Genomic DNA, 25,122 nt, shown 5'->3' with positions numbered 1-25,122 from the left:
TAGAAGCAGGGGGCATGGCCATGTTTACCACCGAAGAATACAAGGAGCGTTTAAGGCGGACGAAAGAACAGATGGCTGTCGAAGGTATCGAGGTATTGTTAATCACCAATCCTTCCAACATGAATTACCTGACCGGGTATAATGCATGGTCATTTTATGTTCACCAAATGGTCGTCATTTTGCCGGAAGAGGAAGAACCGCGCTGGATCGGCCGCAAGCAGGATGCGAATGCTGCAAAGGAAACAACTTGGCTCCAGCACCAGCATATTCTCTTTTATAATGATGATTACATACAATCGCCGATACAGCACCCAATGGATGCTATTGCGCGTTTGTTGGATAAAATCGGCAAGGGCGGCTGCCGCATAGGTGTCGAATTGGAAAACTATTATTTTACCGCTAAGGCATTAAAACAGTTGGAAAAAGGCATTCCAAATGCCGAGTTTGTTGATGCGACGCTGTTAGTCAATTATTTGCGCATGATTAAATCTGATAAAGAAATCGGTTATATGAAAAGAGCGGCTGTTATTGCCGGCCATGCAATGAAGACAGCCATGGATGCGATTGATTCCGGCCGCCGGGAAAACGATGCTGTCGCTGATATTTACCATGCCCAAATCAGTGGTACTGCCAGTTATGGCGGCGATTATCCAGCAATTGTTCCCCTGCTTCCTGCTGGAACCCGCACCTCTTCGCCGCATATTACCTGGTCTGACCGTCCATACCAAGACAATGACATAGTGATCGTCGAGCTGGCCGGCTGCTTTCAACGCTATCACGCACCATTAGCGCGAACATTGGTGCTCGGCTCTCCGACAGACAAAGTGAAAAATCTTTCTTCCGTTGTTGTCGAGGGTTTAAATGAGGCATTGGCAGCTGTTAAACCAGGCGTCACTTGTGAAGAAATCGAAGAAGTCTGGCGTAAGTCGATTGCCAGGCATGGCTTTTTTAAGGACTCGCGCATCGGCTATTCCGTTGGTTTAAGCTATCCGCCCGACTGGGGAGAGCATACAGCCAGCATAAGACGCGGCGATAAAACAATCCTCCGGCCTAATATGACTTTTCATATAATTCCCGGTATTTGGTTTGATGACTATGGCGTAGAAATAAGTGAGACCTTCCAAGTGACCGAAACAGGCTGCATAGCGTTGACCGATTTTCCAAGAAAGTTGTTTGTGAAGTAAATAGTCATGGCTACCAACCTATTTTCAAGCTAGCTGTACTGGCATTGTCCTGGTTGAAGCGGAATTATTTAGAAAGCAGATAGATGTGAAGTGATGATAAGTCGATAGTTATCTGCAAAAGATGAAATTAACCTTAATGTTTCCGGGAAGTAAAAATAGCCGCCAAAGTTGGCGGTTTTTTGATGCATTATCCTTGGTAATAAGTGCGGTGATCGGCTTTGTGAAAATTTGGTATGGATACCTCTAATCACGTAAACAATATTAGAAAGAATGTTTACTATTTGGAGGGATATTAGTGACAAAAGAAAATGGAAATGAAGGAAGACTGCCGACTTTCCCTGAACCATACTGGCTGGACAATATAGAAATACCGCAGTTTGGCTCATTGAAAGACGATCTGGAAGTAGACGTCGTCATTGTCGGAGGTGGTATCACCGGCATTACAGCTGCCTATCTATTACTAAAAGAAGGGGTGAAAGTGGCTGTGCTGGAAGCTGGTAAGTTGTTGAATGGCACTACTGGCCACACTACCGCCAAAATAACCGCACAGCACGATTTAATATATGATGAATTTATTAATCATTTTGGCAAAGAAAAAGCAAGATTGTATTATCAGGCAAATACGGAGGCCTTGAATTTTATTAAGAAAATGGTAAACGAGCTTGCAATCGATTGTAATTTTACCGAACAAGATGCCGTATTATATGCGACTTCAGAAAAGTATGCCCGTGAATTGGAAAAGGAATATCAAGCATACCAGGAGCTCGGCATCGACAGCGAGCTGAAAGAAGAAATTCCTTTTAATATAGAAATTGAAAACGCGCTGCATATGAAAAATCAAGCCCAGTTTCACCCGCTTAAATATTTAACGCATCTCGTACATTTAATCAAGAAAGCTGGCGGGCTCATATTTGAAAATACGACTGCGGTAAATGTAGAAGAAAATGAGCAAGGAGCAGTGGTCTTAACTAGGGAAGGAAAGCGTGTTACAGCAGATTATATTCTTGCTTGTTCCCACTTCCCTTTTTATGAAGGAACAGGGTTATACTCAACAAGAATGTATGCAGATCGGTCATACCTTCTTGCGGTAAAGACGGAAGAGGATTATCCAGGAGGGATGTACCTTAGTGTGGACCAACCAAGCCGTTCCCTTCGTTCGGCAGCGGGGGATGGGGAGAATATTGTACTTATAGCTGGGGAAGGCCATAAGACCGGGCAGGGGAAGGATACGCTTGAACACTATAAGGCGTTAGAAGCATTCAGCCAGAAAGTGTTCCATACAAAGGAAATTATGTATCGCTGGTCTGCCCAGGATCTGACTACATTAGATAAAATGCCGTATATAGGTGCCATTACATCGACACAGCAGAAGGTTCTGGTAGCTACAGGTTTTAGAAAATGGGGAATGTCGAGTGGGACTGTTGCCGCAAAGCTATTGAGCGACATCGTGTTAGAGAGGGACAATCCGTACAAGGATTTGTACACTCCTTCCCGGTTTATCGGGGACCCAAGTGTGAAAGAGTTTATAAAAGAAAATGCAGATGTTGCCAAGCATTTGATAAAAGGGAAGCTGGATTTGCCTGTCCAGCGTATCCATGACTTATCAGAGGACCAGGGGGCTCCTGTCACCATTGAAGGGAAGCGTAAAGGGGCTTATCGGGATAAACAGGGGAAGGTGTATATTGTTGATACAACATGCACCCATATGGGTTGTGAAGTTAATTGGAACCATGGCGATCGAACCTGGGACTGCCCGTGCCACGGCTCGCGGTTTTCCTATACAGGGGAAGTGGTCGAAGGGCCGGCAGAAAAGCCGTTACAGCGGGACGAACATACATTTCTCGATAACATAACATCAGAGGATTCCGGTTATTAGCAGGCCAGTATAAAAATAAGCAAAGGAGAACATTGCCAATGTTCTCCTTTGCTTATTAGTCAGCCAATTTTAATGCTGCTTTTGATGCTTTTAAGTCAACGGTTAATTGTTCATCTAAATCACTGGGGTGATAATAGCCTTTTTCCATCATATATTGACTGATTTTTTCATGGGCTTCGATCGCGTAGTTTAATTGTCCCCGCAAAACATCTCTCACTTCCGGTGTTGCTGCTTCTGTTAGCGCAAAGGTCATATTTCTTACTGCCGACTTAGTGGAAATTAAAAAATCAGTAGCAATCACCTGATCCGTCATTCCACTCAATCCAGCAACTTTTTGCAGCATATTTGTCATGATGAAATACCCCCGTTTTTTAACAACTGGTTAAGTTGTTCGACATGCTGTTTTCCTTCGGTGACGTCTGTTTCAAGTATTCCTTTTAACTCCTCACAACCTACCAACCCATGCATTGTTGCTGCTTTCGTTAAGCATAGATTTTTGAATGTCAAAATCTCATGTAATTCTAAACGTTCATGGAGGGCTAATTGATCTGCCATGTCCTCACTCCCAATCCGTAATAGTAACACTTTTATCTTAGGTTACCTAGTTGAGCTGTTATTATTCCACATGGTCTCCCTCAAAGTTACTAGCCTTTTATGTGCATAGGTTGAACTCTTTAGTAGCAAAATACTGGTTAGTTTGATAACACGCGAGGAGGATTGTTAATGGGCCAGGAAAATTTAGCTTTCCATGAAACAATGGATACCCACGAACTTTTAAATTTAAAGACGGTCGCCTTATTAAAAGCGAAAATGATGCAAGGCATTGTATTTGACCAGGACTTGCGGGCAATGTTAGAGAAAAACGTGCAAACGTCCGTAATGGATATTAAACAATTGCAGCGTCTATATCCCTATTCAAAATCACAGTAAACGAGGTGACGAACATGAATGATTACTTAGATCCAATAAATGCTGTCGGCATGCCTGAACAAATAGATTCGGCGATAGCGCTCGATTTATTGATTACAGTAAAAGAAGCAGTACGAAACTATTCCGTAGCTTTGACGGAAGCAGCTAGTCCAGAGGTCAGAACTACCATCCGTAATCAAATGGAAGCAGCTATTGATTTCCAGGGAGAAATCACAGAGATGATGGTAAGGAAAAAATGGTTCCACCCGTATGATGTAAGCGAGCAGCAAGTACTAGACTTGCAAGCAGCTCAAACGGCTGTAGATATTGCTGGCCTGAAGCTCTTCCCAGATAACAATAACCGGAAAGGGTTATTCCCAACCCCGCCGCAGTAGAAGTGAAAACGGAGGAATATAATCATGAAAGCTGTTACCTATCAAGGTGTCAAAAATGTCATTGTGAAAGATGTTGAGGCTCCTAGTATCCAGAAGCCAGACGATCTGATCGTAAAATTAACCAATACTGCTATTTGTGGTTCTGATTTGCACTTGATTCATGGGATGATTCCCAATACACAGGAAAATTACATTATTGGCCATGAGCCGATGGGGATTGTGGAAGAAGTCGGTCCTGAGGTAACAAAAGTTAAAAAAGGCGACCGTGTCGTTGTTCCATTTAATGTGAGCTGCGGGAGATGCTGGTTTTGCGAAAATCAACTGGAAAGCCAGTGTGATAATGCTAATGATAATGGAGAGATGGGAGCCTACTTTGGATATTCGGGAACAACCGGCGGTTATCCTGGGGGACAAGCTGAATATATGCGTGTCCCATACGGGAATTTCACTCCTTTCAAAATACCGGAGGACAGTGAAGTAGAAGACGATAATTTAGTCCTGCTTTCAGATGCTGGTACGACTGCCTATTGGAGTGTTGATAACTCTGGCATGAAAGAGGGGGATACGGTTATCATTCTCGGTTGTGGCCCCGTCGGTTTATTAGCCCAAAAGTTCGCCTGGCTAAAGGGGGCAAACCGGGTGATTGCCGTTGATTACGTCGGTTATCGTTTAAACCATGCCAAGCGGACAAACCATGTAGAAATCGTTAATTTTGAAGACTATGAAAATGCAGGAGCATTTCTGCATGACATGACCAAAGGCGGCGCAGATGTCGTTATTGATTGTGTAGGGATGGACGGCAAGATGACTGATTTGGAATTTCTCGCTACCGGATTGAAGCTGCAAGGCGGTTCAATGAGTGCGTTAGTGATGGCCAGCCAGGCAGTCAGAAAAGGAGGAAACATCCAGGTTACCGGTGTATATGCTTCTCGATATAATGCATTTCCCTTTGGTGATATATTCCAGCGCAACGTCAATATAAGGACTGGGCAAGCACCGGTAATTCACTATATGCCACATTTACATGACTTAATTTCTAATGGCAAAGTAAATCTGAGCGATATTATTACCCATACCTTGCCTTTGGCTGAAGCAAAATATGGTTATGAAATTTTCGATACGAAAATGGAGGATTGTATTAAAGTTGTCCTGCAGCCTTAATAAAATTCATTAGTTGATTTTAAAAAGGAGGTGAATATGATGAATGCCCAACGAGCACAGGAAATCACTTCGGCAGCTGACATGATAGAAGTAACTTACAATGGAGAAAAAGTTTATATTGAACACGTAGATCAAGATGCCGGAAAAGCTACCGTACATCCTCTCGATAATCCGGAAAGCAAACAAAGTGTTTCCGTTAATGAATTGATGGAACAGTAACATAGTATCGTTAAAAACACCGCATTGACAGCGGTGTTTTTATTTAGTCTCTCCACTTGGATAGAGTCGCTCCACTTTGCCGAGAAATCGCTCTACTTGGGTAGAGTCGCTCCACTTTACCGGAAAATCGCTCTACTTATAGACAGAGTTGCTCTACTTTGCCGAGAAGTTGCTCGACTTGTTGCCATAATTCTAACCAAAAAACCCTGGCTCTTGAGAGCCAGGGCTTCATTTCTTTTAATCTTGTAAATTGAAATATCGTTGAACACCTTCCGAGATGCCTGCTGCGACGTTGTTTTGATATTTTTCGGACTGGATAGTTGCCAGCTCTTCTGGGTTGGACAGGAAGCCCAACTCTACTAAAACAGAGAGATCACGGTTTTTCTTCAAAACGCGATAATCTGCTTGAAGAGTTCCTTTATCCTCCAGGCTTACCCTGTCAGATAACCCTGTTTGTATACTCTGTGCCAGTTTGCGGTCTTCACCATCGGTATAATGGAAGGTATGAATACCGCCAACAGAACTAAGTGAAAAAGAATTGAAGTGGAAGCTAATAAAGGCGTCAGTTTCTTCCTGATTGCTAATCGCAATTCTATTCTCCAAAGAGAGATAGGAGTCGTCGGCTCTTGTTAAAATGACGTTCGCTCCGCTGTCCTCTAAGCTGTTTTGTACTTTTTTGACAGTATTCAGTGTCAGGTCTTTTTCGTAAACATTATTTACTCCTATGGCACCGGGGTCTTTTCCGCCGTGACCGGCATCTAAAACAATCGTGTAACCATCTAGAGGCTGTACTGTTGCACTTTCTTCCTTTTTGTCGGTTAATCGGGAATAAATCCACCCATCATTGCCGTCGGGCAAAACGACTCGATTCCAATCCTTGTCTGTAGCAGCCAGCTCAAAGGATTCTCCTTTATCAGCCGTTTGATAGACGCTGTAGTTTCTCCCTGGACCTGTCCGCACTCGTACGCTGTTTTCATCAACAGTTACAGTTTCTTTTTCTTTATGTAAGGTTGATAGATTCCCGTTATCTTCCTCTGGATAGAGGTACTGGGAGGCTACCCAGGCTTCTTGATCGTCCACATAAGTTTTTGCCCACCCGTAGGCATTATCAAAAACCGTTACTTTATCACCATTGTTCAACTGTCCAATCACCTCTCCATTGCTGGAAGGCTCACTCCTCACCAGCAGTGATGAAGCATCGACAATATAAGTTTCAGAATCTGCTGCAAATGCCGGGCCAGTCCATGATAAACATAGAGCAAGGATGGCTATACAAGAAATCAATGAATATAGCAGCTTCATAGAACTCTCCTTTCCCTTACTTTAACTCTTTTTTATTACGGTATTTCTCCATGTTTCCCAGCAAGCAAAACGTTTAAACCTATTTTTTTAGATTAGTAGATTGAATTTTAAAAAAATCTGGTGATAGATAGTAGAACCGAGGGGAGTAGAAAAGGAGTAAAAGCAAGCTACTGAAACAAAAAAGGAAGAAATCCATCGTAGAATTTCTCCCTGGTTTTGTGTTAAGACGATAGCTTTTCCTTGAAAGCAGTCAGCTTATCTTTTACTTGTGGAATCAGCTGTTTGATCTGTTTGGTATCAGGTTGACCCTTTTGCGCGTAAGCAATTAATGGATAGAGGCTGTCTTCGATATTTTTATAGTCGTCAGGAAAGTTTTCTTCGACTTGTTTTTCGATAACATCCCAATCCTCGGATAACGTTTTTCCAAGCTGATTAATTTCGGCAGTGTCATCAGGAGAGGAAGTGATCGTGTCATTTAAATCCTCCAAAGTCGCCAAAACTGTATCAACTCCTGCGGCAATCTCGTGTTCACTGCTTTTACCAACAGAAACTTTTTCCGCTGCCAGTTCATCTGATTGCTGGATATCTTGGGATTGTTCATTTGGTGCATCAGCGAAGTAGTAAACTAAACCTAAACCAAGCAGTGCAACCCAAAAAAGTTGTCTCACGGGGAATCATCTCCTTTATTCGTAGTCGAAGGTAGCCTTCCCCGCAAGCAGGTAATATTATGCAAAGAACCTTCCTTTGATAGAACTGGCAAAGTATAGAACAGTTATTTTTTCTCTAAATAGTCAATCAAATCTTCTGTCTTCGTAAAAACAGCATCAGGTTTGACGCTGTATTCAGATGACTGGTATTCGGGCAGCCACTTAGCCCCGGCAGTATGGACATTTGCCTTTTTCCCCGCTTTCATATCGTCATCGCTGTCACCGATATACATGGCATTCGCTGGATCGATGTCCAGTTTGCTTAAAGCGCTATTTATGCCTTCCGGTTCAGGCTTGGCATCCCTGACATCATCCCCGGTGATGAGTACGTCGAAATGCTTTTTCATATCCAACTCATCGAGAGACATTTCAAAGCTGCGCCTTGATTTTCCAGTGACCACTCCCAGCTTGATTCCGTGCTCCTTCAAGGAGGAAAGCAGGTTATCGATATCTTCATTCTTCTCCACCAAACGATGATGGTTTGCTTCATATTCTTGATAGTACACTTCGACGGCCTTTTCAATTTCATTGCTGGCCAAATTCTGTTCAATTAGTTCAGGCTCTGGCGGCCCGAACATTTCCTTTATTTCTTCTTTTGTGTATTCTTTGTTATCGAATTTTTTAAACACTTGCTGGAACCCATAAAAATTGACAGGTAATGTATTAGCTAACGTTCCATCGAAATCAAATATGATTGCTTTCACAGCACCACTTCCTTTCATTGCTTGTTCCTGTAAGGGTAGATTCTTGTTCTACTTAGTTTCTTATACCCGAAATATACGAAACAAAAAAGGGGTGATCGCTAAAACAATTATCAAAGTGCTTAATCAGCCATCCTGTTCGCCAGCACAGAAGAAAGGAAGCCTCAGCTTGCTGGAAACCAGGCGAGGACTGGTTCAGTAAATAAAAAGGTGGATCAGCTGAAAAGCTTTCTCCACTTTAAAAGATTACTCTTGTGAAATTGTTTCCAACACCTTAAGAATCGTTTGTATTTTCGCATGGTCGGCCGGTTCGGCATCGATATGAAACCAGAGAATTTCGCCTGTTTTATCAATCAACCAGGTGCCGCCGAGTTGAAAAACATTCTGGCTTCGCATCGCTTTTTGAATAACTTTGCGCTGCTCTGTATCTTTTGGAAAAATAGTACGGATCCGGCCTGAGAAGAAGTAGCTGGAAATGGCTCTTAAAGATTTTCCTTTAGACATTTGCTTTAACTTCAATTGCTTATAGGCAATCCTCTCGGGGTCTCCTAGAATCGGGAACGGATAAGGACCGTATACATCGAGAATTGGTTTTATTTGGGCCGAATCGGTCGGTAAGACGGCCGCAATTGATACGTTGCTGCTTTCAATGACTGTGGTATGCTCACGCAACTGCGTGAGGTATTCACGACAGATTGGTCAACCGATATGCCTTAATAAAACGAGCAATACAGGCTTTTCCTGGTGTAGTTGGTCAAGGGTGATTTGGACGCCTTCTTGTTCTGTTTCAAATATTAAGTCCATCAAATCTGCACCTCCTGTTTAGATTGTTTGAAGCATTTCTTATTATTGTTATGATGTATATAGAGTTTGACTCGCCATAATACCAAACGGATAACCCATTGATACATATACTATACGAGATGGAAGGGGAAAATCCTCTTTCGTTCTATATAACACTTAAGATATTTTCCGGACGAATACTAGATAAGTTTAAAAAACGGACGCGAAAGGCATGTATATAATAGAGAGAATGGGAGGGTATCAAATGGATATGATGATCGCAGGAAAATCGATGAGGGAATGGCTTGACAGCTTTCCGTTATTAGAGCAGATTCGAAGATACGAGCCGGTCCACTGGCTGAACCCTGAAGTGCAGGGAGAGCAGCTTAATTCTAAAACGGTTAATAAAAAGGATATTGCCGAAGCTGCTGAACGATGGCAGCGGTTTGCCCCTTTGTTAATAAAGCTTTTCCCCGAACTTTCAGAGAATAACGGAATAATCGAGTCCCCCTTACGTAAACTTGACAACTACAAAAATGCCTACTTAACAGACGTGCTTGGTGAAGAAAGTAATTTTTATTTAAAATGTGACCATCTTTTGCCTGTAGCCGGATCGATCAAGGCCCGCGGCGGGATGTATGAAGTGCTGAAGCATGCCGAAACTTTAGCATTACAAGCAGGATTATTAACAGAAGGTGACAATTACCAAGTTCTTGCCTCTAAAAAAAGCCGGCAGTTTTTCAACAACCATTCGATAGGCGTAGGATCTACTGGTAATCTTGCGCTCAGTATCGGGATTATCGGTACAGCTTTAGGGTTCCATGTCGATGTCCATATGTCGAGTGATGCCAAACAGTGGAAAAAAGATTTGCTGCGCCAACATGGGGCCAATGTTCATGAATACCGAGGCGACTTTAGTGAAGCAATCACTGCAGGCAGGGAGAAGACACTGCAAAATCCTTCTGCGTATTTCATTGATGATGAAGATTCTAAGGACTTGTTTTTAGGATATAGCGTAGCGGCAGCTGAACTGCAAAAACAGCTGGAAGCAGAGGGGATTGCCGTGAATGAGCAGCATCCGCTAGTTGTTTATCTTCCGTGCGGTGTCGGTGGAGCACCGGGTGGTATTGCGTACGGGCTGAAGCAGTTATTTGGTGAGCATGTGCACTGCTTTTTTGTAGAGCCGACGCATTCGCCTTCTGTCTTAATCGGACTACTGACAGGCTTGGATGAGCAAGTTTCGGTTCAGGATTTCGGTCTTGATAATCGCACCGCTGCCGATGGATTGGCAGTTGGGAGGCCATCAAGCTTTGCATCTGCTATTAGTAGATACACAGTAAGCGGCATATATACGGAAAACGATCAAGTGTTTTACCAGCTGGGTTATCAGTTAGTACAGTCAGAGGAGTTGTTTGTCGAACCCTCCGCAGCTGCCGGGCTGTCTGGTCCCAAACGATTACAAAAAATGAAGCAAAGCCTATTAAAAAAAGCAAAAAGTGCCACCCATATCGCCTGGTCAACCGGAGGTTCGCTTGTACCGGAAGCAGAACGCGAAAAAATCTACCAAAAAGGAAAGCGTTTTTCCGAGTAGTGCATGGTGTCTTTTGAGGGCTATCGAAGAATTATCCCCATAGACGAGAGGCGGATTATATAGCGCTCGTACTAGTAAACCCATATGTGCGGGCGTTTTTCCATGGCCAAGTAATTGCTGCTGATTATTAACGAATAATTACCAAGAAAACCGTTACACTTAAAAGAATTTTTGCAGGTTTCTTTTCCGTGAAATCATTAAGCAGGCAGATAAATAGGGAGGAATTCCTGAATACTAAGTGGAAAGCTTCTATAGGAAGGAGTGGTGGAATGAAACGAAGTAATCTGATAATTCCTATTCTCATTGGAGTACTTACCTTCGCATCAGCATTAGTGCTTTTTTGGGTGATCGACTCTCCATCACCTTATTTAGCTGCTCTTGTGGTCGCATTTTTAATTTTTGAAATTAGTTTTTATCATTTACTCTCCAGCCTATGTATGAAGAAGAATCCGTTTACAGAACGCTGGAAAAGCAGATAGTGGGCTCAATAGGACGAAGTGAAAGTATATTGTTGTTGGGAATGCGGCTGTCAGCGGTCTGCTAGCCGTCCTGACAGCTGTGTTTTTGGCGGGAGCAGCAATCGGCGAGAATTATACAGAAAGAACATTTGTTGCGCCAGAATTTTTTGTCATACTGCTCCTATGGGCAATTGGTGCTTGCCTGGCCGGCATCAGTGTCCATAAAGATTCGAAAATAATTTTAACTGCATTGCTGTTGCTTACTTGGGCGGCTATACCGCTTGGTTTTAGACTGGCACTTTATTTGATTGGCTAAGAAATAGTGTCATCATACGGATGATTCAAGGGATTTCAAAACAAGGTTAGAGGGAAATCGTTCAGGCCTTTGATAAATAGTACCAATATAGCAACAGCGAACGTGTACCCAATGGAATTAGGATCAGTTAGTATTCTTCTATAAACAAACTCGTTATGTTGTTAGAAATAGCTTGGATATTGGCTGGAAAGTAAAAAGGCATTATTATTCATGGGACTCTCTTTTCTGGATGGAAAGTGGGTTCTTTTTTATTTAATAACTGCTGGTTAATTGCAGCCATAGTAACAGACAAAAGGACAAAAATAAAAAACTAATCGACGATACCTTCATATATCCTCTTTTAATAGGTGTCCTGCCTTTAAATTTACTACTCATGAATAAAGTTTAGTCTTCGCGTAAAAATTTAATAATGTATTATTTACAATAGTGTATGACATACATTATAATGAATAGAGGAGTTGATGGTATGAGCGAAGTCGATGAACTGGTAGATAAATTGCTGCAAGAGCTGCGCAGGGGCACGATTACCATTGGGGTGCTCAGCCAGCTTGCAGAGCCTCAGTACGGGTACTCTTTGGTGACAATACTTAGTGAAAAAGGAGTACAGGTGGAGCCTGGCACGTTGTACCCATTGCTGCGAAGATTAGAGAAGCAAGGCCTGCTGGAAAGCCAGTGGGATACCAATAAAGCAAGACCGCGCAAGTATTACTTGTTAAGTGCGACTGGCAAGCAAGTGTTTGATCAATTAAAAGTCGAGTGGAAGAAAATCGTTGCCAGTATGGATGTGGTACTAAATGACAAGGGGGAATCAACAGATGGAGATGATTGACAGATATGTCTACGCAGTTACACAAAGGCTTCCTCAATCCCAGCGCCAAGATATTGCCCAGGAGTTGCGCAGCTTGATTGAGGATATGCTTGAAGAAAAAACAGGAGAGAAACAATATGGCCAAGAAGAAGTCGAGCAAGTACTATTGGAACTGGGAAATCCAGCTAAACTTGCTGACCAGTACCGGGAACCGAAACGATATTTAATCGGACCACAACTATTCCATCCGTATATTTCCATTATGAAAATCGTCTTAACCGTGGCAGCGGTAGCTATGGGCGTTGTCTTTATCCTGGAAACCATATTGGATCCAGCGGCGATTTTGCAGCATTTTCTCGATTTACTCATCTCTGTGATAATTGCTGCCACCCAGATGTTTGCCTGGATTACGATTGGCTTCGCTATTGCTCAATACTACGGCGTGGGCCGGTATAATTGGAAAACGGCGGGATTTGGCGATGAATGGAAGCCATCAGAACTTCCACAGATTCCGGATACAAAAAAACAAATCAAACGGAGCGAGGCTGTATTCGGTATCATTTTTTCCGTCATAGCGCTGGTGGCTGTGAGATTTTCCAATCACTTATTCGGCGTTACTATATTTGAGAATGGTGAATGGGTAGCTGTCATCCCATTCCTGGATACCGAAGCGGTTGCAGAAATTATGCCAATCATCTATTTGGTTGTAGCGTTTGGTATATTAAAAGAAGCTGTGAAACTAATTATCGGCAAGTGGTCAAAAAAAATGGCGGTTTACAATTTGATTGTTAATGGGGTCATTCTAGGTTTGGCATGGTTAGTACTGAAAGATCAATTGATTTGGAATCCTCATTTTATGCAGGAGCTGGCGCAATTCAGCGAATTCAATTCAGAGGAGTTTGCCACCGTCCAAAACATTTGGAAACAATCCCAAGTCTGGATAGTTATCATTTTTATTCTAACGATACTGATTGATACGGGAATCGGCTTTTACAAAGCGTTCAGAAAATGACTATATGCTTGTTGTGTTATACGAGGCCCCGAGGATTCACCTTTTTCAGGCATAGGATAATTCTATAAATATCTAACAGCAAAGAGTATCCAGAAGGAATAATATGTTAAAATAGGGGTAAAGAAGAGGATTGCTGTATCCATGGATGTTCATCATCAATTGTCTCAAAAAAAGATAAGGGAGTTGCTATCCGATGCCTACTTGTCAGAACTGCGGCAAAGAATGGACATGGAAACAAACTGTGAAATCAGTATTCAAATTGCATTGCCCATACTGCGGCAAAAAACAATACGAAACAGCTTCCTCAAGAAGAAGGGGAGGCATGGTTGCTTTGCTGCCGCTGCTGGTTTTACCCGCCAACGCAGTAATGGATTTCGGCTGGGCCTTCATTCCGGCATTGGTTGTGATCGCATGTGTCATTTTCATTATTTACCCGTTTTTATTAAAACTGTCCAATGAGGAAGAACCGCTGTGGTAATAGTACCATAAATGTCGCTCTATGTTCATGAAAGGAATAGTTAGCAATAACCTGTTCGCGTAATTGCTGTCAATGGACAGACTTTCTTTTCTGCCGTATACTAACAATATTTATCATGAAAGTAGATTAGTAGGTAGGAAAGGTGTTTGATATTCATGTTGCAAAACCCAACAGGAAAAGAACGGTTGGGATTGGCTTTTCTTCTCGGAATGCTTGCCATTCTTGGACCGCTTAATATTGATATGTATTTACCGAGTTTTCCTGATATTTCCGCTGACTTAGGGGCTCGTGCTTCACTGGTTCAGCTTAGTTTAACTACTTGTTTGATCGGCCTTGCGGCAGGCCAAGTGGTGGTTGGGCTACTTAGTGATGCCCAGGGGAGAAGAAAGCCATTGATGATAGGGATTTTTCTCTTTGCATTATCATCTCTTCTCTGTGCATTTGCGCCTAACATTACTACCTTGATAGCCGCTCGATTTTTACAGGGATTTACTGCTTCAGCAGGAGTTGTTCTTTCTCGTGCCGTTGTCCGGGATGTTTTTACAGGGAGGGAGTTAACAAAGTTTTATGCACTATTAATGGTGATAATGGCAGCGGCTCCGATGATTGCTCCAATCGCCGGTGGAGCTATTTTGCTGCTCCCTTTTGCAAGCTGGCATACGATATTTTATTTTCTCAGTTTGCTCGGGTTTATTATTGTGCTGATTGTGGCCATGAAGTTAAGAGAAACATTACCGCCAGATAAGCGAATACCGAGCTCGGTCGGTCATTCTGTCCGGACGATGGGCAGTTTATTGAAAAATCGCTCCTTTATTGGCTATGCCTTGATTGTCGGGTTTGTCCATGGGGGAAGTTTTGCTTATGTGTCGGGCACTCCGTTTGTTTATCAGGGGATTTATGGTGTGTCGCCGCAGGTATTTAGCATTCTATTTGGCATCAACGGGCTGGCCATCATGACAGGAAGTTCGATCATCGGGCGCTTTGGCGGAATCGTTCCTGAAAGAAGTTTGCTGCGGATAGCAGTAATTACCGCTGTAAGTGCCACCTCTTTACTTCTAATCATGACGATTATCGAAGGGCCGCTGGCAATGCTGGTGATTTTGATATTTATTTATATGACAACAATCGGAATGACGGTGACAAGCTGCTTTACCCTGGCGATGGAACACCAGGGGCATCGCGCAGGCAGTGCTAGTGCTGTTCTAGGCCTGTTGCCTTTATTACTTGGTTCTATCGTTTCACCGCTCGTTGGCATTAATGAAACGACTGCAGTACCTATGGGAGCGATTTTGTTTATAACTTCCTCTATTGGTTTCACCGCTTTCTTTACATTAACAAAGAAAGAGCAGACAGAACAAGCTTAGTAAAAAGGAGGGGGAGACCCCTTCTTTTTTGTATGAATGTCTATTTTTTACTACTACCTTGCTAGTGCCAGGTATAAGGAGAATCTACAATATGGAATTCAAAATATCGGGAAATAAAGGTTATACACCGCAAATCGGCCAGTTGGTTTCAATGATGGATTATGCTAGAAAAACTACTATAGATGCTGTCCAAGGTTTAGGTGTGGCAGAACTGGATTACTTGCTGACAAAGGAAAGCAATAGTATTGGTGCACTTCTATTACATATCGCCGCGATAGAAAAGGGGTTTCAAATAGAGATTTTTGATGACAGAAAGCCGAATCAGCAGGAGATGGATGAATGGGGAGCTGCTTACAGCCTCGGTGAACAAGGGCGGAGGCAGATAGACGGAAATTCTTTGGATTACTATATCCGCAAGCTGGCAGAAGTGCGAAAGCGTACGTTAATAGAACTTCAGCAGCGGACGGATGATTGGTTATATAAAGAAAGGTTGTGGGACGGACACCCTTCGAATAATTATTTTATATGATTCCATGTGTTTGAAGATGAAATTAACCATAGAGGGCAGATCCGTATCCTTCGAAAAATGGTCGAAAAAGATGTGGGCTCCTAACGTGATAGGCGGTTCGGGTCATTAAATCAATAAGACGATTTAGTCTGTAGTACTTCTATTTCAGGGTATGCCTATCTTCGTCAATAACCTATCTCCTATTGAACTGAATCATCTTCATGTAACTTTGCTTAACGTAAATGCTATAATATTCCTAAACTAAAATACTGTTATCAGAAGAGTTTAGGAGTTTTTCTATGAAAAAATTTTCAGCAGCCGGTTTCGTAGCTGCTATCTGTTTATACGCAATCATGCATTACCTTACATTTATTTTTCCTGCGGACACAGGAATGGTTATTTTGTCATTGTCAGGCATTGTCGCAATTGTTTGTGCTGCGATAAACCTCTCGCTGCGTTCTTTCTCGATACCTCTATTCCTGTTGACTGCGGCCACTGTTGTTCAGTTGGTTTCGGGCGGGCCGCTAGGTGCTTTTTTTATAGATGGAATCGTACAGATGCGCAGCTTGATTACGTTATTGTTGATTGTTCCTGTCATCGGCTGGATTCTGCGGGAAGAACCTTATATAGACAGCATCATGAACGTTGCTCACAACCTGCTGGATTCCAGTAAAAAGTTTTATTTCGGGGTAATGATTGTTAACCAAATTATCGCTTATTTCTTGTTGTTTGGATCGATACCGATGATGTATCAATTCATCAATGAGTTTCTACGTAATAAGAAAAGCGAAGCATGGGAGTATTTTAAAGGAACTGCATTGCTTCGTTCGTTTGCACTGACGACACTCTGGGTTGTCAGCATTCCCAGTTTTGCTTTCGCCGTCGATCACCTTGATGCCTCCTTAGCAGGAACAATCGCACAGGGCTTTTTCATATCAATGGGCGGCATTTTACTAGCAGTGTGGTTTGCTTCCTATAAAGAGAAAATATATGGCATCAACTTTACCGCCGGGATAAAAGAAGAGATTGATAGACTGGTTCAGAATACAGAAGATGTTAAGCAGTCCAAGCGTCATGTTATGGAGTTTGCCTGCTTGTTCGTGTCATTGTTCAGCACCATATTTATTTTACATATTACGATGGGCTGGGGCTTGTTAATGGTCATTCCACCTGTGATTCTCGTCTGGACGTGTGCTTACTTCTTGGTGAAAAGAAGAGGGGACCGGCTGTTTATTCAAGCCAAGGATTACTTTGGAGAAGAAATGAAGTATAAATCCCAGCAGTTCAGCCTGCTGCTTGCTGCTGGGATGTTGATCTTTTCCGTCAATCAGTCCGGGATCGGGAATTATCTGGTTGATAGCCTGTTTTATTTGGAGGAAGTTGTCCCATTTTTAAACTTCCTGGTTATTTTGCCATTTACCGTTATCTTTTTGGGTTTCCTCGGACTTGGTCCTCTGACAGTTATTGTACTGGTAGCGGGTATCCTGCAAAATGTCAGCTTGCCTTATCCTGCGGAACTAGTGGTGCTATCGATGACATCTGGGAGTGTGATTTCTGTCTTATTGTCACCGGTAATCCTGCCGATCATCATATTGAGTGCTACTAACGGGTTAAGCATTTTGAAAAATGGTTTTAGCTTTAATCTCGGTTACTCTATTGCTTTTTATTTATTCGTACAGGTTTATATCCAGTTCATGTGGTATGTCGTTTATTAATAAACTAGCACATACTTATTTGCTTATGGAAAAACAAGATGTCCACTAAAAGATATTACTAGAGGTGACTTATGAAGGAACTACAGGAGTATGCAGCAACTTTTCAGAGAGAGATGGACTGGGAAATCAGTTCAGCCAGCTATACAGAAAGCAGGGCTTCACTGCTCAACAATTACATGCTATTAACAACAGAAGTAGCAGAAATAGCAGAAGAGTATCGCAAGGCTTTCAATAGGACTAATACGTTAATCGAGGAGGGTGTCGATGAACAGGAGGCCTTTGGGCGAGCCAAGGAATCGATAAAAGCGGATATAAGCAAAGAGTTCGCTGATTGCCTTGCTTATCTAACCAAGATGGCCAATTATTTTGAAATTGATTTGGAAGAGAGTTTTTATGCAAAAATGGATGAAGTGAAGCAGCGTAAAAATAAAGATGTACCACTAATTAAAAAAAATAAATGAGAGTATGCCTAATAATTTTGGGAAGTGTGCTTTAGCACAGAACAATAACTTGAAGACAAGTCTTAGGAGCAGATGCCGATATGAACATTCGTGATGCAAGAAAAGATGAAGTACAAGCAATCCGCAAACAGCGGTTGCAAGCCTATAGTATATATGCTAAGGCGATCAACCAGAACCACTGGCAGGCGTTGAAGCAGGCGATTTCATCCGATGCTGATATCCAGCCAGGTGTTGAATTGCTCGTCGCCGAACATGAGGGAATAGCGTTAGGCAGTGCTGCACTGTTTCCTGCCAATACGGATGCCTATCAAGGACATGTGGAAGAACTTGATTATCCGGAAATTCGTGTCCTCGCTGTTACACCAGAAGCGCAGGGTAAAGGGGTAGCATCTGCCTTGATCGAGGAGTGCATCCACCGGGCGAAAGCTAAGGGCTATTGCTGGATTGGTTTGCATACCGGAGCATTCATGCACGGTGCTATCCGCCTATATGAACGGGTGGGATTTGAGCGGCTGCCGCAATACGATTTTGAACCGGCCAATGATGGCATTATTGTCAAAGCCTTTCGCAAAGCAATATAAGTCTAAAGCGGATAGAGTTAGTAATTGTTTGGTGTCAGCAGGCTGCAGGATTCGTTAATGATAATTCAACCCGCTCTGACATAGAAGGCATACTAATAATAACCGATAATACGAAATTAATTTCAGAAATGTAGGTGAAAGAGATGCTTCCGAATCTTCCCGAAATCCTCTTATATTTATTTTTGGGGGTAGCCATCCAACTAATTGGTTCGCTTATGCGCAGAAAAAGTAAAAAATGGGGGGTAACAGCAGAGGCTGCCACAGCTCTACTGGCAGTCGGCTTCAATTTTTATCATCATGGATTTCTCGATGGGTTTATTTATATTGCTTTTCTTTCCAGCGGCTGGATGGCCTGGCTCACGTTGACTGGCGGAGAAGCTAAATACCGTGAACTGAAACAGGAACTGAAATCAGTCGAAGTAGAACAAGTTGTCGTTACACGTAAGGCAGCACGTATTCTACTCGATATCGGATTTGCATTATTAGTATTTGCTGGTGCAGTTCTATTCTTGCTATTTGGCCCCGAAACTAGTCCTCTCAAATTGATTATTGCTTTTGGGATGTTATCAGCCGTTACAATAATGATCAAGCGGTTGGCCACGTATCAAGGTATTCGCATTTATTATTCGGATGCCAATGGTTGCTTATACTTACTTTCCCGTCTAAACGCACGAAAATTCCCGGTGAAAGATCTTGAGTCAATGAGGATTGAATCAACTGTTGACATATTAAAGCTCCACCCATTTTTTACACTGTTCACTGCTAATAGCGACTTCACGACCAGCTTTCAGCAAGTACTGCGTCTGCAATTCCCAGGAGAAGCGGTCTACCTGACCATAGATGAGACGGAGCAATGGCGAACGAGGCTAGCTGGACATATGACAGAGGGAAAGCAGACAGAAGAGCGAGTGGAAGTTCTGCCGTTTTACCATCGAAACAACATTAAACGGATGCTTGGGAAACTATATTTTGCCATGACGGTCAAAGGTATTTCGGCTTATACAGGAATAGTTTTACTGCTCTATCTTTTACATGCTCCAGTATGGCTGATGTTAGTTTTCGCCGTCAGTTATTGGCTGTTCAATTTGTATATATCAGATCACGTTCTTAAAATTGCCATGGATGCCAGGGAAACACATGATACAGAGGTGATTGCGGCAGCCCGTCGGGTTTTTGCAAGAGCCGGCATTCCTGATGTGAAGGTGTTTGAAACTGAATCAGCTCACTATAATGGCCTGGCCACCGGAATGAATATCGGCCGCTCAATGGTTACACTGACCACCGCCACATTAAAGCTCCCGATTGAAGTGATTGAGGGTATATTAGCACATGAGGCTGTTCATGTCAGAAAAAGGGACGTTATGTGGGGACAAATGGCGAAGGCGGTACTTTTGCTTGTTTATCTAGCAATCATTTTGTTAATCATTGATCAAGTCACCGATATTGAAGCTATCATGATGCCCTTATTCCTGCTTATTTGGCTGTTAATGATTTTATTTCCAGTATATCAATCTTTTTATTCACAGTGGATGGAAGTACGTGCTGACCATTTGGGGGCTTCTTTTCTCGAAGGCGGGGCGGAGCAAATGGCAGACAGCCTTACCGTACTAGCAACTCGGCAGGATGAAGATATGCAGAAAAATATCGAATACAGCGAGGCAGCCAACGAAAGAAAGGTAAAAGAGTCATCGCTCGACCGTTCCCCCTGGTGGCTGCGCCTCATGGAATTCCAGTTTATGCCACATCCACCGATGTATTGGCGTGTCCAGGTGTTGAAAACCCATCAACTCCAGTGGGGAAAGGCTGCCAGTAAGCTTTGGTTCATAGCACGATGGAAAGAATCGTTTTTGCCTAAAGAGAGAGCTCGGTGAAAATAGAGCTACTCCGAAAAAGAAGATCGACTTGGTCGGAAAGTAGAGCGAAAACCTGCGGAAGAAGATCAACTCAGCAGGAAAGCAGAGCGGAGACTTGGGGGAGCTATTGGAGAGAATAGGCTTATTCAACTACAAAAGCTTGAAGGTCACCTTCAAGCTTTTTATTTATTAAATAATATCTACAATATTCGATTGTGCTTGAAAAGCAAAAATTGGATAATTCTTTTCAAAGTAATCATAATTTATCAATATAGCCAGCAAGGCAATCGTTATAATAATTACCCCCCACATGACTATTTTCTTCCCGATTACACTTCTGAAATAGAGATATACAAACAAATAGAAAATGAAAGCTGCGATAGAAAAAAAGACGCTACCGCTTATTAGCTCCTCCTCTGTGTAATGGGGAGCTGAGACAACAAAGTGGATTATTACTGAAACAACTGAGAACAAGCCGAATAGGTACATTAATTTTTGTGTGTTCATTACTGTCGCCCCTTTCTTTATTTTAATTAACAATATAGTCCTGCCAATTTTCAATAAAATCAATGAAACTTATGATTAACATAAAAACTATCCAAAGGAGAGGAGGGATGATTAAACTTTTAAGCGCCATTCGCCACCTGTACACGGTTTCTTTTCTGTCTAACAATCGGTCAACGATAAAATAAATCAAGGCAGCCAGCAGACTGATCCAAAGTAATATCAATCCAAACAGCAGGTGGAGTATGCCTGATATAAATACTTCTTTGTTTACAAACCATTTACGGGCAATCCGACGGGAAAGCAAATCGCTGATGATGGACGTTGATGAACCGTAAATGAAAATTACCGGAAAACTGTAAAGAAGGTAAACAGGAGTTGTGATTAAAAAAGCAGAAAAATATTCGCTTAGAGAAGCTATACTCCCGAAAGGGTTAGGTCTTATCAGTCCGAATAACACGGCAAACAGGGAACCTGCAATTACAGCAGCAATGATTTTTCTTGGCAGCATGCTTTTAATTTCGATGAACATTAATCAATAGCTCCCATCTAACGAGATCCTTTTCCATTCATATTAACAATGTCATATAATCGAAAACTTTCGGCATCAAGTACAGCGTAAGCTGGCAAACCAAGTGAATTCCAAATTTCCATGACGTCTACTTGATTGTACTCGTCAATAAACAGGGAAATGACTGTTCCATGGGCAACGATGACGATATCTTCGTTTGCCGGTCTGTCTTTTAGCAGTTTACCAACCGATGAATCAAATCTTTTCTGAGCGGAAGCAGCAGTTTCCTGGCCGAATACCAAATCGTTTGGATAATCGAAAAATTCTCGTATTATTGTTTTCCATTGGTCTTCCGGATAAATTTTACGATGTTTATGCCTTTCGTGTTCATGAATTCCCTGTCTGATGTCAACTTGTTTATTTAGTTCTTTTCCGATTATCTCGGCTGTTTCTATTGCTTTAGGTTCTATACTGGAATATACAGTATTGAACAGAAAGTTTCTCAAAGGAGTTGCTAGTAATCTAGCTTTGTTGATTCCTTCCTCTGATAAGGTCCATTCACAGGAGGGGATACTGGAAGAAATAGTTGGTTTCGAGTGCTTAATAAGTATTAAATTTCCCAAGAACTTTTCACCTCTCGATAAATCTCACTTAAGAAGGCTTGCCTGCCAAAAGTAACATAAGGATCCTATTTGCCCTTACGTGTCAATAAGGCGGCTATCAAGGATCCAATTATTCCGCCGATCATCATAGACAGCCACCAAATCCAATCAAATTCGCTTGTCCACAGCCCTTTAATTATAAAGACTATCGTAAAACCGGCCAAAATACCTGCTGCCAGATGGAGCTTCATCTTGATCCTCCTTTTACTCCTATTTTATCGTTTCCACCTTCAACGTATCTTCGTCTAAAAAAATCTGCTTTTCACCATCAACCTGAACCGATACTGGATGAGCTTCAGCGTATTTATTTGAAAAAAACCAGCGGCGTTGGGGAGGGCCCAATAATAGAAAAGAACCTCCTGTCATCTCGCCCATAAAGTTTAATCCGTCTGGCTCTAATGGCTCATTATCTCTAACTAGTATTCCTGACTGGTTTAGTTTTGCTGCTGCATCGGCAACCTTCCTGGTAGTAAGGTTGATTTCGCCTATATTCAAGATACTATTTGCCGAAAAAGATTCCCTTTTCTTTTTGAAATCAGGAAAAACCGAATGCCTTGCTATCAATTCGACAACATTGCCAGCGGGATCGGAAAAATAAAAAGCATTAGCGTCTAAAAAGTGAAAATAAACCTCATCATCGCCATCTTCCTTATGTAAAATAACTCTGTCTTTCGCCCATTTTTTTGCCTGGTTAAAGTGATTAGGTGGAATGTTGAAGGCAAAATGGTAAAATGGCTGCGTGTCTGCAGGCGCTTTTTTGAATTGCAATACACTGTCACCGGCTTGCACAGAAAAAGCATCGTTATCGTCAGCTAATATTTCGAAGCCTAATGTCTTTTCATAAAAATCTTTCATTTCGGTTAGATGCCCGCTATAGAGAGTAACTTTATTTATAAACATCTCGCTTCCTCCTACAAATAAAATTTCTGGAATATACATAACCAACATCCATTTAATTAATTTTAACATAGATAAACTTTCTGCTACTGTCTGCCGGATCAATAAAAAAGAGCCCAAAACCACAAACGGCTTCGAGCTCTTTTTTTGTTTCTAGGAAAATCTAATTAACGATCCTCATGCGTCCAAGTCGTCTCCTCGCCAGTAGCTGGGCATAATGGGAACTCTTCGCCTTCTTTAAAGGATACTTTCTGTCCTGCCTGGCATTGGTATTGTCCGCCAACTGGCACACCTTGTCCCGTACGGTATTCATCATAGCGATCTGCCATTATTACACCTCCAATTATTGCTTTTATAGCTAGCATTTCCTAGAAGCACCAGCTTACTCATCCGTATGCTTCATTTTTTGCTGGCTCAGAAGGAAATAAACTGGGCAAATAATAGAACATAAATCAAAAGCGCTCGGGTGGGACTTGCATGAATATATGGGAAAATTATACCCGATTGGGTTATTTTAGTAGACATCTGCACCTCATCTGTTTGGCGAAGTTGCCCAACCAATGAAGCATCTGCAAGCCGTGCAGACGCTTCATTGGTTGCAGTTCTGCCGTTTACAGTGATACTATTGCTGTTAATTGCAGAGCGGACTATACGGTTTCGCCGCATTAGCAAAGAAGTAAACAAGAAAAAAAGAAGCAGTTAAATGCCGGGTGACAGAAAGATCTGTTCCTGGTTTTTTCATTTTTTCTTTCTATAGAAAGAAAAAGTCTGTAAGATAAAAGCAAGCAGGAATGTAAAAGGATAAATGAACGGAAAAACATACATACGTTTCTTCTCGTTAGTGAAGATGCGAATTTTAAAGGAGACCGAAGGAAAACAATAAACATGGCATGAGACAATGAAAGGGGATTAAGGTAATGGGGGAGAAAGCAGCTACGCAAATTCTGAAGAAGCCTAATACAAGGACAAGCTTGCACAAGGAATTAACCGATTTAGGAATGGAAAAGGGGATGGTGGTGATTGTTCATTCTTCGCTAAGCGCGCTAGGCTGGGTGTGCGGCGGTCCGACAGCGGTTATCCAGGCATTGATGGACGCTGTGGGAGAAGAGGGTACGATAGTAATGCCAGCCCAAACAGGCGAAAATTCCGACCCGCGCGATTGGGAAATGCCGCCGGTACCTGAAGATTGGTGGCCGATCATTCGCGAGGAAATGCCAGGCTTCGATCCAGCGGCCATGCCATCCCGCGGCATGGGGAAGATTGCCGAGGCCTTTCGCAGCTTTGTTAATGTCAAGCGGAGCAATCATCCAACTTATTCATTTACAGCCTGGGGAAAACACGCAGACTTCATCCTTGCCAAACAGCCACTTGAGGCAGGCTTTGGCGAAGAGTCGCCGTTAGCAAAAATATATTATCTGGATGGCCATATTTTGCTGTTAGGTGTCGGCCATGACAGCAACACTTCGTTGCATTTTGCCGAGCATGCCATTCCCAACCGCAAGACAGCAGAAAAGGGAACGGCGATATTGGAAAACGGCAAACGGATTTGGAAAACGTATCAAGAAATTGTTTATGATTCCGATCCGTTTGCAGAACTTGGAAAAGACTTTGAAAAAAATAACCCGGCAATAAGTAGTCAAATTGGTGCCGCAAACGTTAAGCTAATTAAGCAGCGGCCAATGGTTGACTATGCCCGGAAGTGGCTTCAGGAAAAGAATTGATAAGGTGGGCTACCATGAAAAAATGGATTCCTTTAGCATTAGTTATTCTAGTTCTGGCAGGCTGCGCTCAAACATTCGAAGGAGCAAGTCCAAGCTGGAAAGCAAAATATACAGTGGAAGAAACAGATGACAGCGGGATAAACCGGACCTTTTCATTGACTTATAAAGGAGATATCGAAGATCTGGAAGCGGCAGAAGCCATCAACTATTCGTTCGAAAGTGAATCCGCCGAGATATCCGGGGAACACTCGTTAGACGGGGAGATCCCGAAAGACAAAACTTTTTCGTTTGATGTCGAATCTGAATCAGAAAAAGTGGAAGATGAGACAGAGATTGTCGATGTAATGGTTAGAATGGGCACAGAGCTGGAGACGTTTCAACTGCATTAAGTATTGAGAAAAGAAGGCTGCCAATTAATTGGCGCCTTCTTTTTTTCGATCTTCCT

31 protein-coding genes and 1 pseudogene are annotated in these 25,122 nt (G+C 42.4%); 20 read left to right on the top strand and 12 right to left on the bottom strand.

What is annotated here, in order from left to right; translation table 11 throughout:
- Positions 1 to 14: 14 nt before the first annotated feature.
- Together BLR93_RS04175 and BLR93_RS04170 are read left to right on the top strand one after the other, a co-directional pair.
- Positions 15 to 1,184 carry a M24 family metallopeptidase gene (locus BLR93_RS04175; RefSeq protein WP_093211495.1) on the top strand — a complete coding sequence of 390 codons (1,170 nt, stop codon included), beginning with the start codon at positions 15 to 17 and terminating at the stop codon, positions 1,182 to 1,184.
- Between the two features lie 295 nt (positions 1,185 to 1,479).
- Positions 1,480 to 3,060, top strand: coding sequence for an FAD-dependent oxidoreductase (locus BLR93_RS04170; RefSeq protein ID WP_093211493.1), 1,581 nt, complete (start codon positions 1,480 to 1,482; stop codon positions 3,058 to 3,060).
- Between the two features lie 55 nt (positions 3,061 to 3,115).
- Here BLR93_RS04170 and BLR93_RS04165 read toward each other — a convergent pair whose 3' ends face one another.
- Both BLR93_RS04165 and BLR93_RS04160 read right to left on the bottom strand, forming a co-directional pair.
- Entirely contained in the window at positions 3,116 to 3,412 is a 297-nt protein-coding gene (locus tag BLR93_RS04165) for a spore coat protein (protein WP_093211491.1), read from the bottom strand.
- Positions 3,409 to 3,615: a hypothetical protein gene (locus BLR93_RS04160; protein ID WP_093211489.1), complete on the bottom strand. Its 207-nt coding sequence runs from the start codon at positions 3,613 to 3,615 to the stop codon at positions 3,409 to 3,411. The genes BLR93_RS04165 and BLR93_RS04160 overlap by 4 nt, the downstream gene beginning before the upstream one ends.
- Positions 3,616 to 3,783: 168 nt before the next feature.
- Between BLR93_RS04160 and BLR93_RS04155 the strand changes: the two genes are divergently transcribed.
- Genes BLR93_RS04155 through BLR93_RS04140 form a run of 4 tightly spaced genes read left to right on the top strand, consistent with a single transcriptional unit; the run spans position 3,784 to position 5,744 of the window.
- On the top strand, positions 3,784 to 3,990 hold the full coding sequence (locus tag BLR93_RS04155) for a spore coat protein (protein ID WP_093211487.1): 207 nt from the start codon (positions 3,784 to 3,786) through the stop codon (positions 3,988 to 3,990).
- Positions 3,991 to 4,004: 14 nt separating this feature from the next.
- Positions 4,005 to 4,364, top strand: coding sequence for a spore coat protein (locus BLR93_RS04150; protein WP_093211485.1), 360 nt, complete (start codon positions 4,005 to 4,007; stop codon positions 4,362 to 4,364).
- 24 nt (positions 4,365 to 4,388) lie between these two features.
- Positions 4,389 to 5,525, top strand: a complete 1,137-nt coding sequence (locus BLR93_RS04145; protein ID WP_093211483.1) for a zinc-dependent alcohol dehydrogenase — start codon at positions 4,389 to 4,391, stop codon at positions 5,523 to 5,525.
- Positions 5,526 to 5,564: 39 nt separating this feature from the next.
- Entirely contained in the window at positions 5,565 to 5,744 is a 180-nt protein-coding gene (locus BLR93_RS04140; protein ID WP_093211481.1) for a small acid-soluble spore protein H, read from the top strand.
- Between the two features lie 237 nt (positions 5,745 to 5,981).
- On the opposite strand, the gene BLR93_RS04135 is transcribed toward BLR93_RS04140, so the two are convergent.
- From BLR93_RS04135 to BLR93_RS04120, 4 genes are all read right to left on the bottom strand, one after another.
- Positions 5,982 to 7,046: an N-acetylmuramoyl-L-alanine amidase family protein gene (locus tag BLR93_RS04135; RefSeq protein WP_093211479.1), complete on the bottom strand. Its 1,065-nt coding sequence runs from the start codon at positions 7,044 to 7,046 to the stop codon at positions 5,982 to 5,984.
- Positions 7,047 to 7,267: 221 nt separating this feature from the next.
- On the bottom strand, positions 7,268 to 7,714 hold the full coding sequence (locus tag BLR93_RS04130; RefSeq protein ID WP_093211477.1) for a hypothetical protein: 447 nt from the start codon (positions 7,712 to 7,714) through the stop codon (positions 7,268 to 7,270).
- A gap of 104 nt (positions 7,715 to 7,818) precedes the next feature.
- Complete coding sequence (locus BLR93_RS04125; RefSeq protein ID WP_245690054.1) at positions 7,819 to 8,457, bottom strand: HAD family hydrolase; 639 nt, start codon at positions 8,455 to 8,457, stop codon at positions 7,819 to 7,821.
- A 243-nt stretch (positions 8,458 to 8,700) separates the two neighbouring features.
- Complete coding sequence (locus BLR93_RS04120) at positions 8,701 to 9,126, bottom strand: peroxiredoxin-like family protein (RefSeq protein ID WP_175559234.1); 426 nt, start codon at positions 9,124 to 9,126, stop codon at positions 8,701 to 8,703.
- Positions 9,127 to 9,508: 382 nt separating this feature from the next.
- On the opposite strand from BLR93_RS04120, the gene BLR93_RS04115 reads away from it, so the two are divergent.
- From BLR93_RS04115 to BLR93_RS04060, 12 genes and pseudogenes are all read left to right on the top strand, one after another.
- Positions 9,509 to 10,828, top strand: a complete 1,320-nt coding sequence (locus BLR93_RS04115; protein ID WP_093212350.1) for a D-serine ammonia-lyase — start codon at positions 9,509 to 9,511, stop codon at positions 10,826 to 10,828.
- Between the two features lie 269 nt (positions 10,829 to 11,097).
- Complete coding sequence (locus tag BLR93_RS04110; RefSeq protein WP_093211470.1) at positions 11,098 to 11,307, top strand: hypothetical protein; 210 nt, start codon at positions 11,098 to 11,100, stop codon at positions 11,305 to 11,307.
- Positions 11,308 to 11,392: 85 nt separating this feature from the next.
- Positions 11,393 to 11,602: a hypothetical protein gene (locus BLR93_RS04105; protein ID WP_139184385.1), complete on the top strand. Its 210-nt coding sequence runs from the start codon at positions 11,393 to 11,395 to the stop codon at positions 11,600 to 11,602.
- A gap of 466 nt (positions 11,603 to 12,068) precedes the next feature.
- Complete coding sequence (locus tag BLR93_RS04100; protein ID WP_093211466.1) at positions 12,069 to 12,431, top strand: PadR family transcriptional regulator; 363 nt, start codon at positions 12,069 to 12,071, stop codon at positions 12,429 to 12,431.
- Positions 12,418 to 13,422: an HAAS signaling domain-containing protein gene (locus BLR93_RS04095; protein ID WP_093211464.1), complete on the top strand. Its 1,005-nt coding sequence runs from the start codon at positions 12,418 to 12,420 to the stop codon at positions 13,420 to 13,422. Before BLR93_RS04100 ends, BLR93_RS04095 begins: the two co-directional genes overlap by 14 nt.
- A gap of 193 nt (positions 13,423 to 13,615) precedes the next feature.
- Positions 13,616 to 13,900, top strand: coding sequence for a TIGR04104 family putative zinc finger protein (locus tag BLR93_RS04090; RefSeq protein ID WP_093211463.1), 285 nt, complete (start codon positions 13,616 to 13,618; stop codon positions 13,898 to 13,900).
- A 155-nt stretch (positions 13,901 to 14,055) separates the two neighbouring features.
- Positions 14,056 to 15,264 carry a Bcr/CflA family efflux MFS transporter gene (locus BLR93_RS04085; RefSeq protein ID WP_093211461.1) on the top strand — a complete coding sequence of 403 codons (1,209 nt, stop codon included), beginning with the start codon at positions 14,056 to 14,058 and terminating at the stop codon, positions 15,262 to 15,264.
- Positions 15,265 to 15,355: 91 nt separating this feature from the next.
- Positions 15,356 to 15,877: pseudogene (locus BLR93_RS04080) on the top strand (DinB family protein).
- Positions 15,878 to 16,071: 194 nt separating this feature from the next.
- Positions 16,072 to 17,487 (top strand): hypothetical protein, encoded by a 1,416-nt coding sequence (locus BLR93_RS04075; RefSeq protein WP_093211459.1) that lies wholly within the window; start codon positions 16,072 to 16,074, stop codon positions 17,485 to 17,487.
- A 71-nt stretch (positions 17,488 to 17,558) separates the two neighbouring features.
- The gene (locus BLR93_RS04070; RefSeq protein WP_093211457.1) at positions 17,559 to 17,948 is read left to right on the top strand and encodes a MazG nucleotide pyrophosphohydrolase domain-containing protein; all 390 of its coding nucleotides are present in this window, start codon (positions 17,559 to 17,561) and stop codon (positions 17,946 to 17,948) included.
- A gap of 80 nt (positions 17,949 to 18,028) precedes the next feature.
- A complete protein-coding gene (locus BLR93_RS04065) occupies positions 18,029 to 18,529 on the top strand; it encodes a GNAT family N-acetyltransferase (protein WP_093211455.1) in 501 nt (166 codons plus the stop codon).
- A gap of 143 nt (positions 18,530 to 18,672) precedes the next feature.
- Entirely contained in the window at positions 18,673 to 20,400 is a 1,728-nt protein-coding gene (locus BLR93_RS04060; RefSeq protein WP_093211453.1) for a M56 family metallopeptidase, read from the top strand.
- Positions 20,401 to 20,571: 171 nt separating this feature from the next.
- On the opposite strand, the gene BLR93_RS04055 is transcribed toward BLR93_RS04060, so the two are convergent.
- The 6 genes from BLR93_RS04055 to BLR93_RS17895 form a co-directional block, all read right to left on the bottom strand.
- A complete protein-coding gene (locus tag BLR93_RS04055; RefSeq protein WP_093211451.1) occupies positions 20,572 to 20,889 on the bottom strand; it encodes a hypothetical protein in 318 nt (105 codons plus the stop codon).
- A gap of 22 nt (positions 20,890 to 20,911) precedes the next feature.
- Complete coding sequence (locus BLR93_RS04050; protein WP_175559233.1) at positions 20,912 to 21,418, bottom strand: hypothetical protein; 507 nt, start codon at positions 21,416 to 21,418, stop codon at positions 20,912 to 20,914.
- 17 nt (positions 21,419 to 21,435) lie between these two features.
- Entirely contained in the window at positions 21,436 to 22,020 is a 585-nt protein-coding gene (locus BLR93_RS04045; RefSeq protein WP_093211449.1) for a histidine phosphatase family protein, read from the bottom strand.
- A gap of 65 nt (positions 22,021 to 22,085) precedes the next feature.
- Complete coding sequence (locus tag BLR93_RS17900; RefSeq protein WP_175559232.1) at positions 22,086 to 22,250, bottom strand: hypothetical protein; 165 nt, start codon at positions 22,248 to 22,250, stop codon at positions 22,086 to 22,088.
- Between the two features lie 19 nt (positions 22,251 to 22,269).
- Positions 22,270 to 22,959, bottom strand: coding sequence for a VOC family protein (locus BLR93_RS04040; protein ID WP_093212346.1), 690 nt, complete (start codon positions 22,957 to 22,959; stop codon positions 22,270 to 22,272).
- A gap of 164 nt (positions 22,960 to 23,123) precedes the next feature.
- Positions 23,124 to 23,285 carry a hypothetical protein gene (locus tag BLR93_RS17895; RefSeq protein WP_175559231.1) on the bottom strand — a complete coding sequence of 54 codons (162 nt, stop codon included), beginning with the start codon at positions 23,283 to 23,285 and terminating at the stop codon, positions 23,124 to 23,126.
- 588 nt (positions 23,286 to 23,873) lie between these two features.
- Here BLR93_RS17895 and BLR93_RS04035 point away from each other — a divergent pair.
- On the top strand, positions 23,874 to 24,677 hold the full coding sequence (locus tag BLR93_RS04035; protein ID WP_093211447.1) for an AAC(3) family N-acetyltransferase: 804 nt from the start codon (positions 23,874 to 23,876) through the stop codon (positions 24,675 to 24,677).
- A 14-nt stretch (positions 24,678 to 24,691) separates the two neighbouring features.
- The gene (locus BLR93_RS04030; RefSeq protein ID WP_093211445.1) at positions 24,692 to 25,066 is read left to right on the top strand and encodes a hypothetical protein; all 375 of its coding nucleotides are present in this window, start codon (positions 24,692 to 24,694) and stop codon (positions 25,064 to 25,066) included.
- Positions 25,067 to 25,122: the final 56 nt, after the last annotated feature.

It is taken from the genome of Sediminibacillus albus (assembly GCF_900101125.1).
Lineage (GTDB): Bacteria > Bacillota > Bacilli > Bacillales > Amphibacillaceae > Sediminibacillus > Sediminibacillus albus.
Note: the sequence above shows the minus strand (reverse complement) of the source record. Positions and strands in the feature narration are given on the sequence as shown.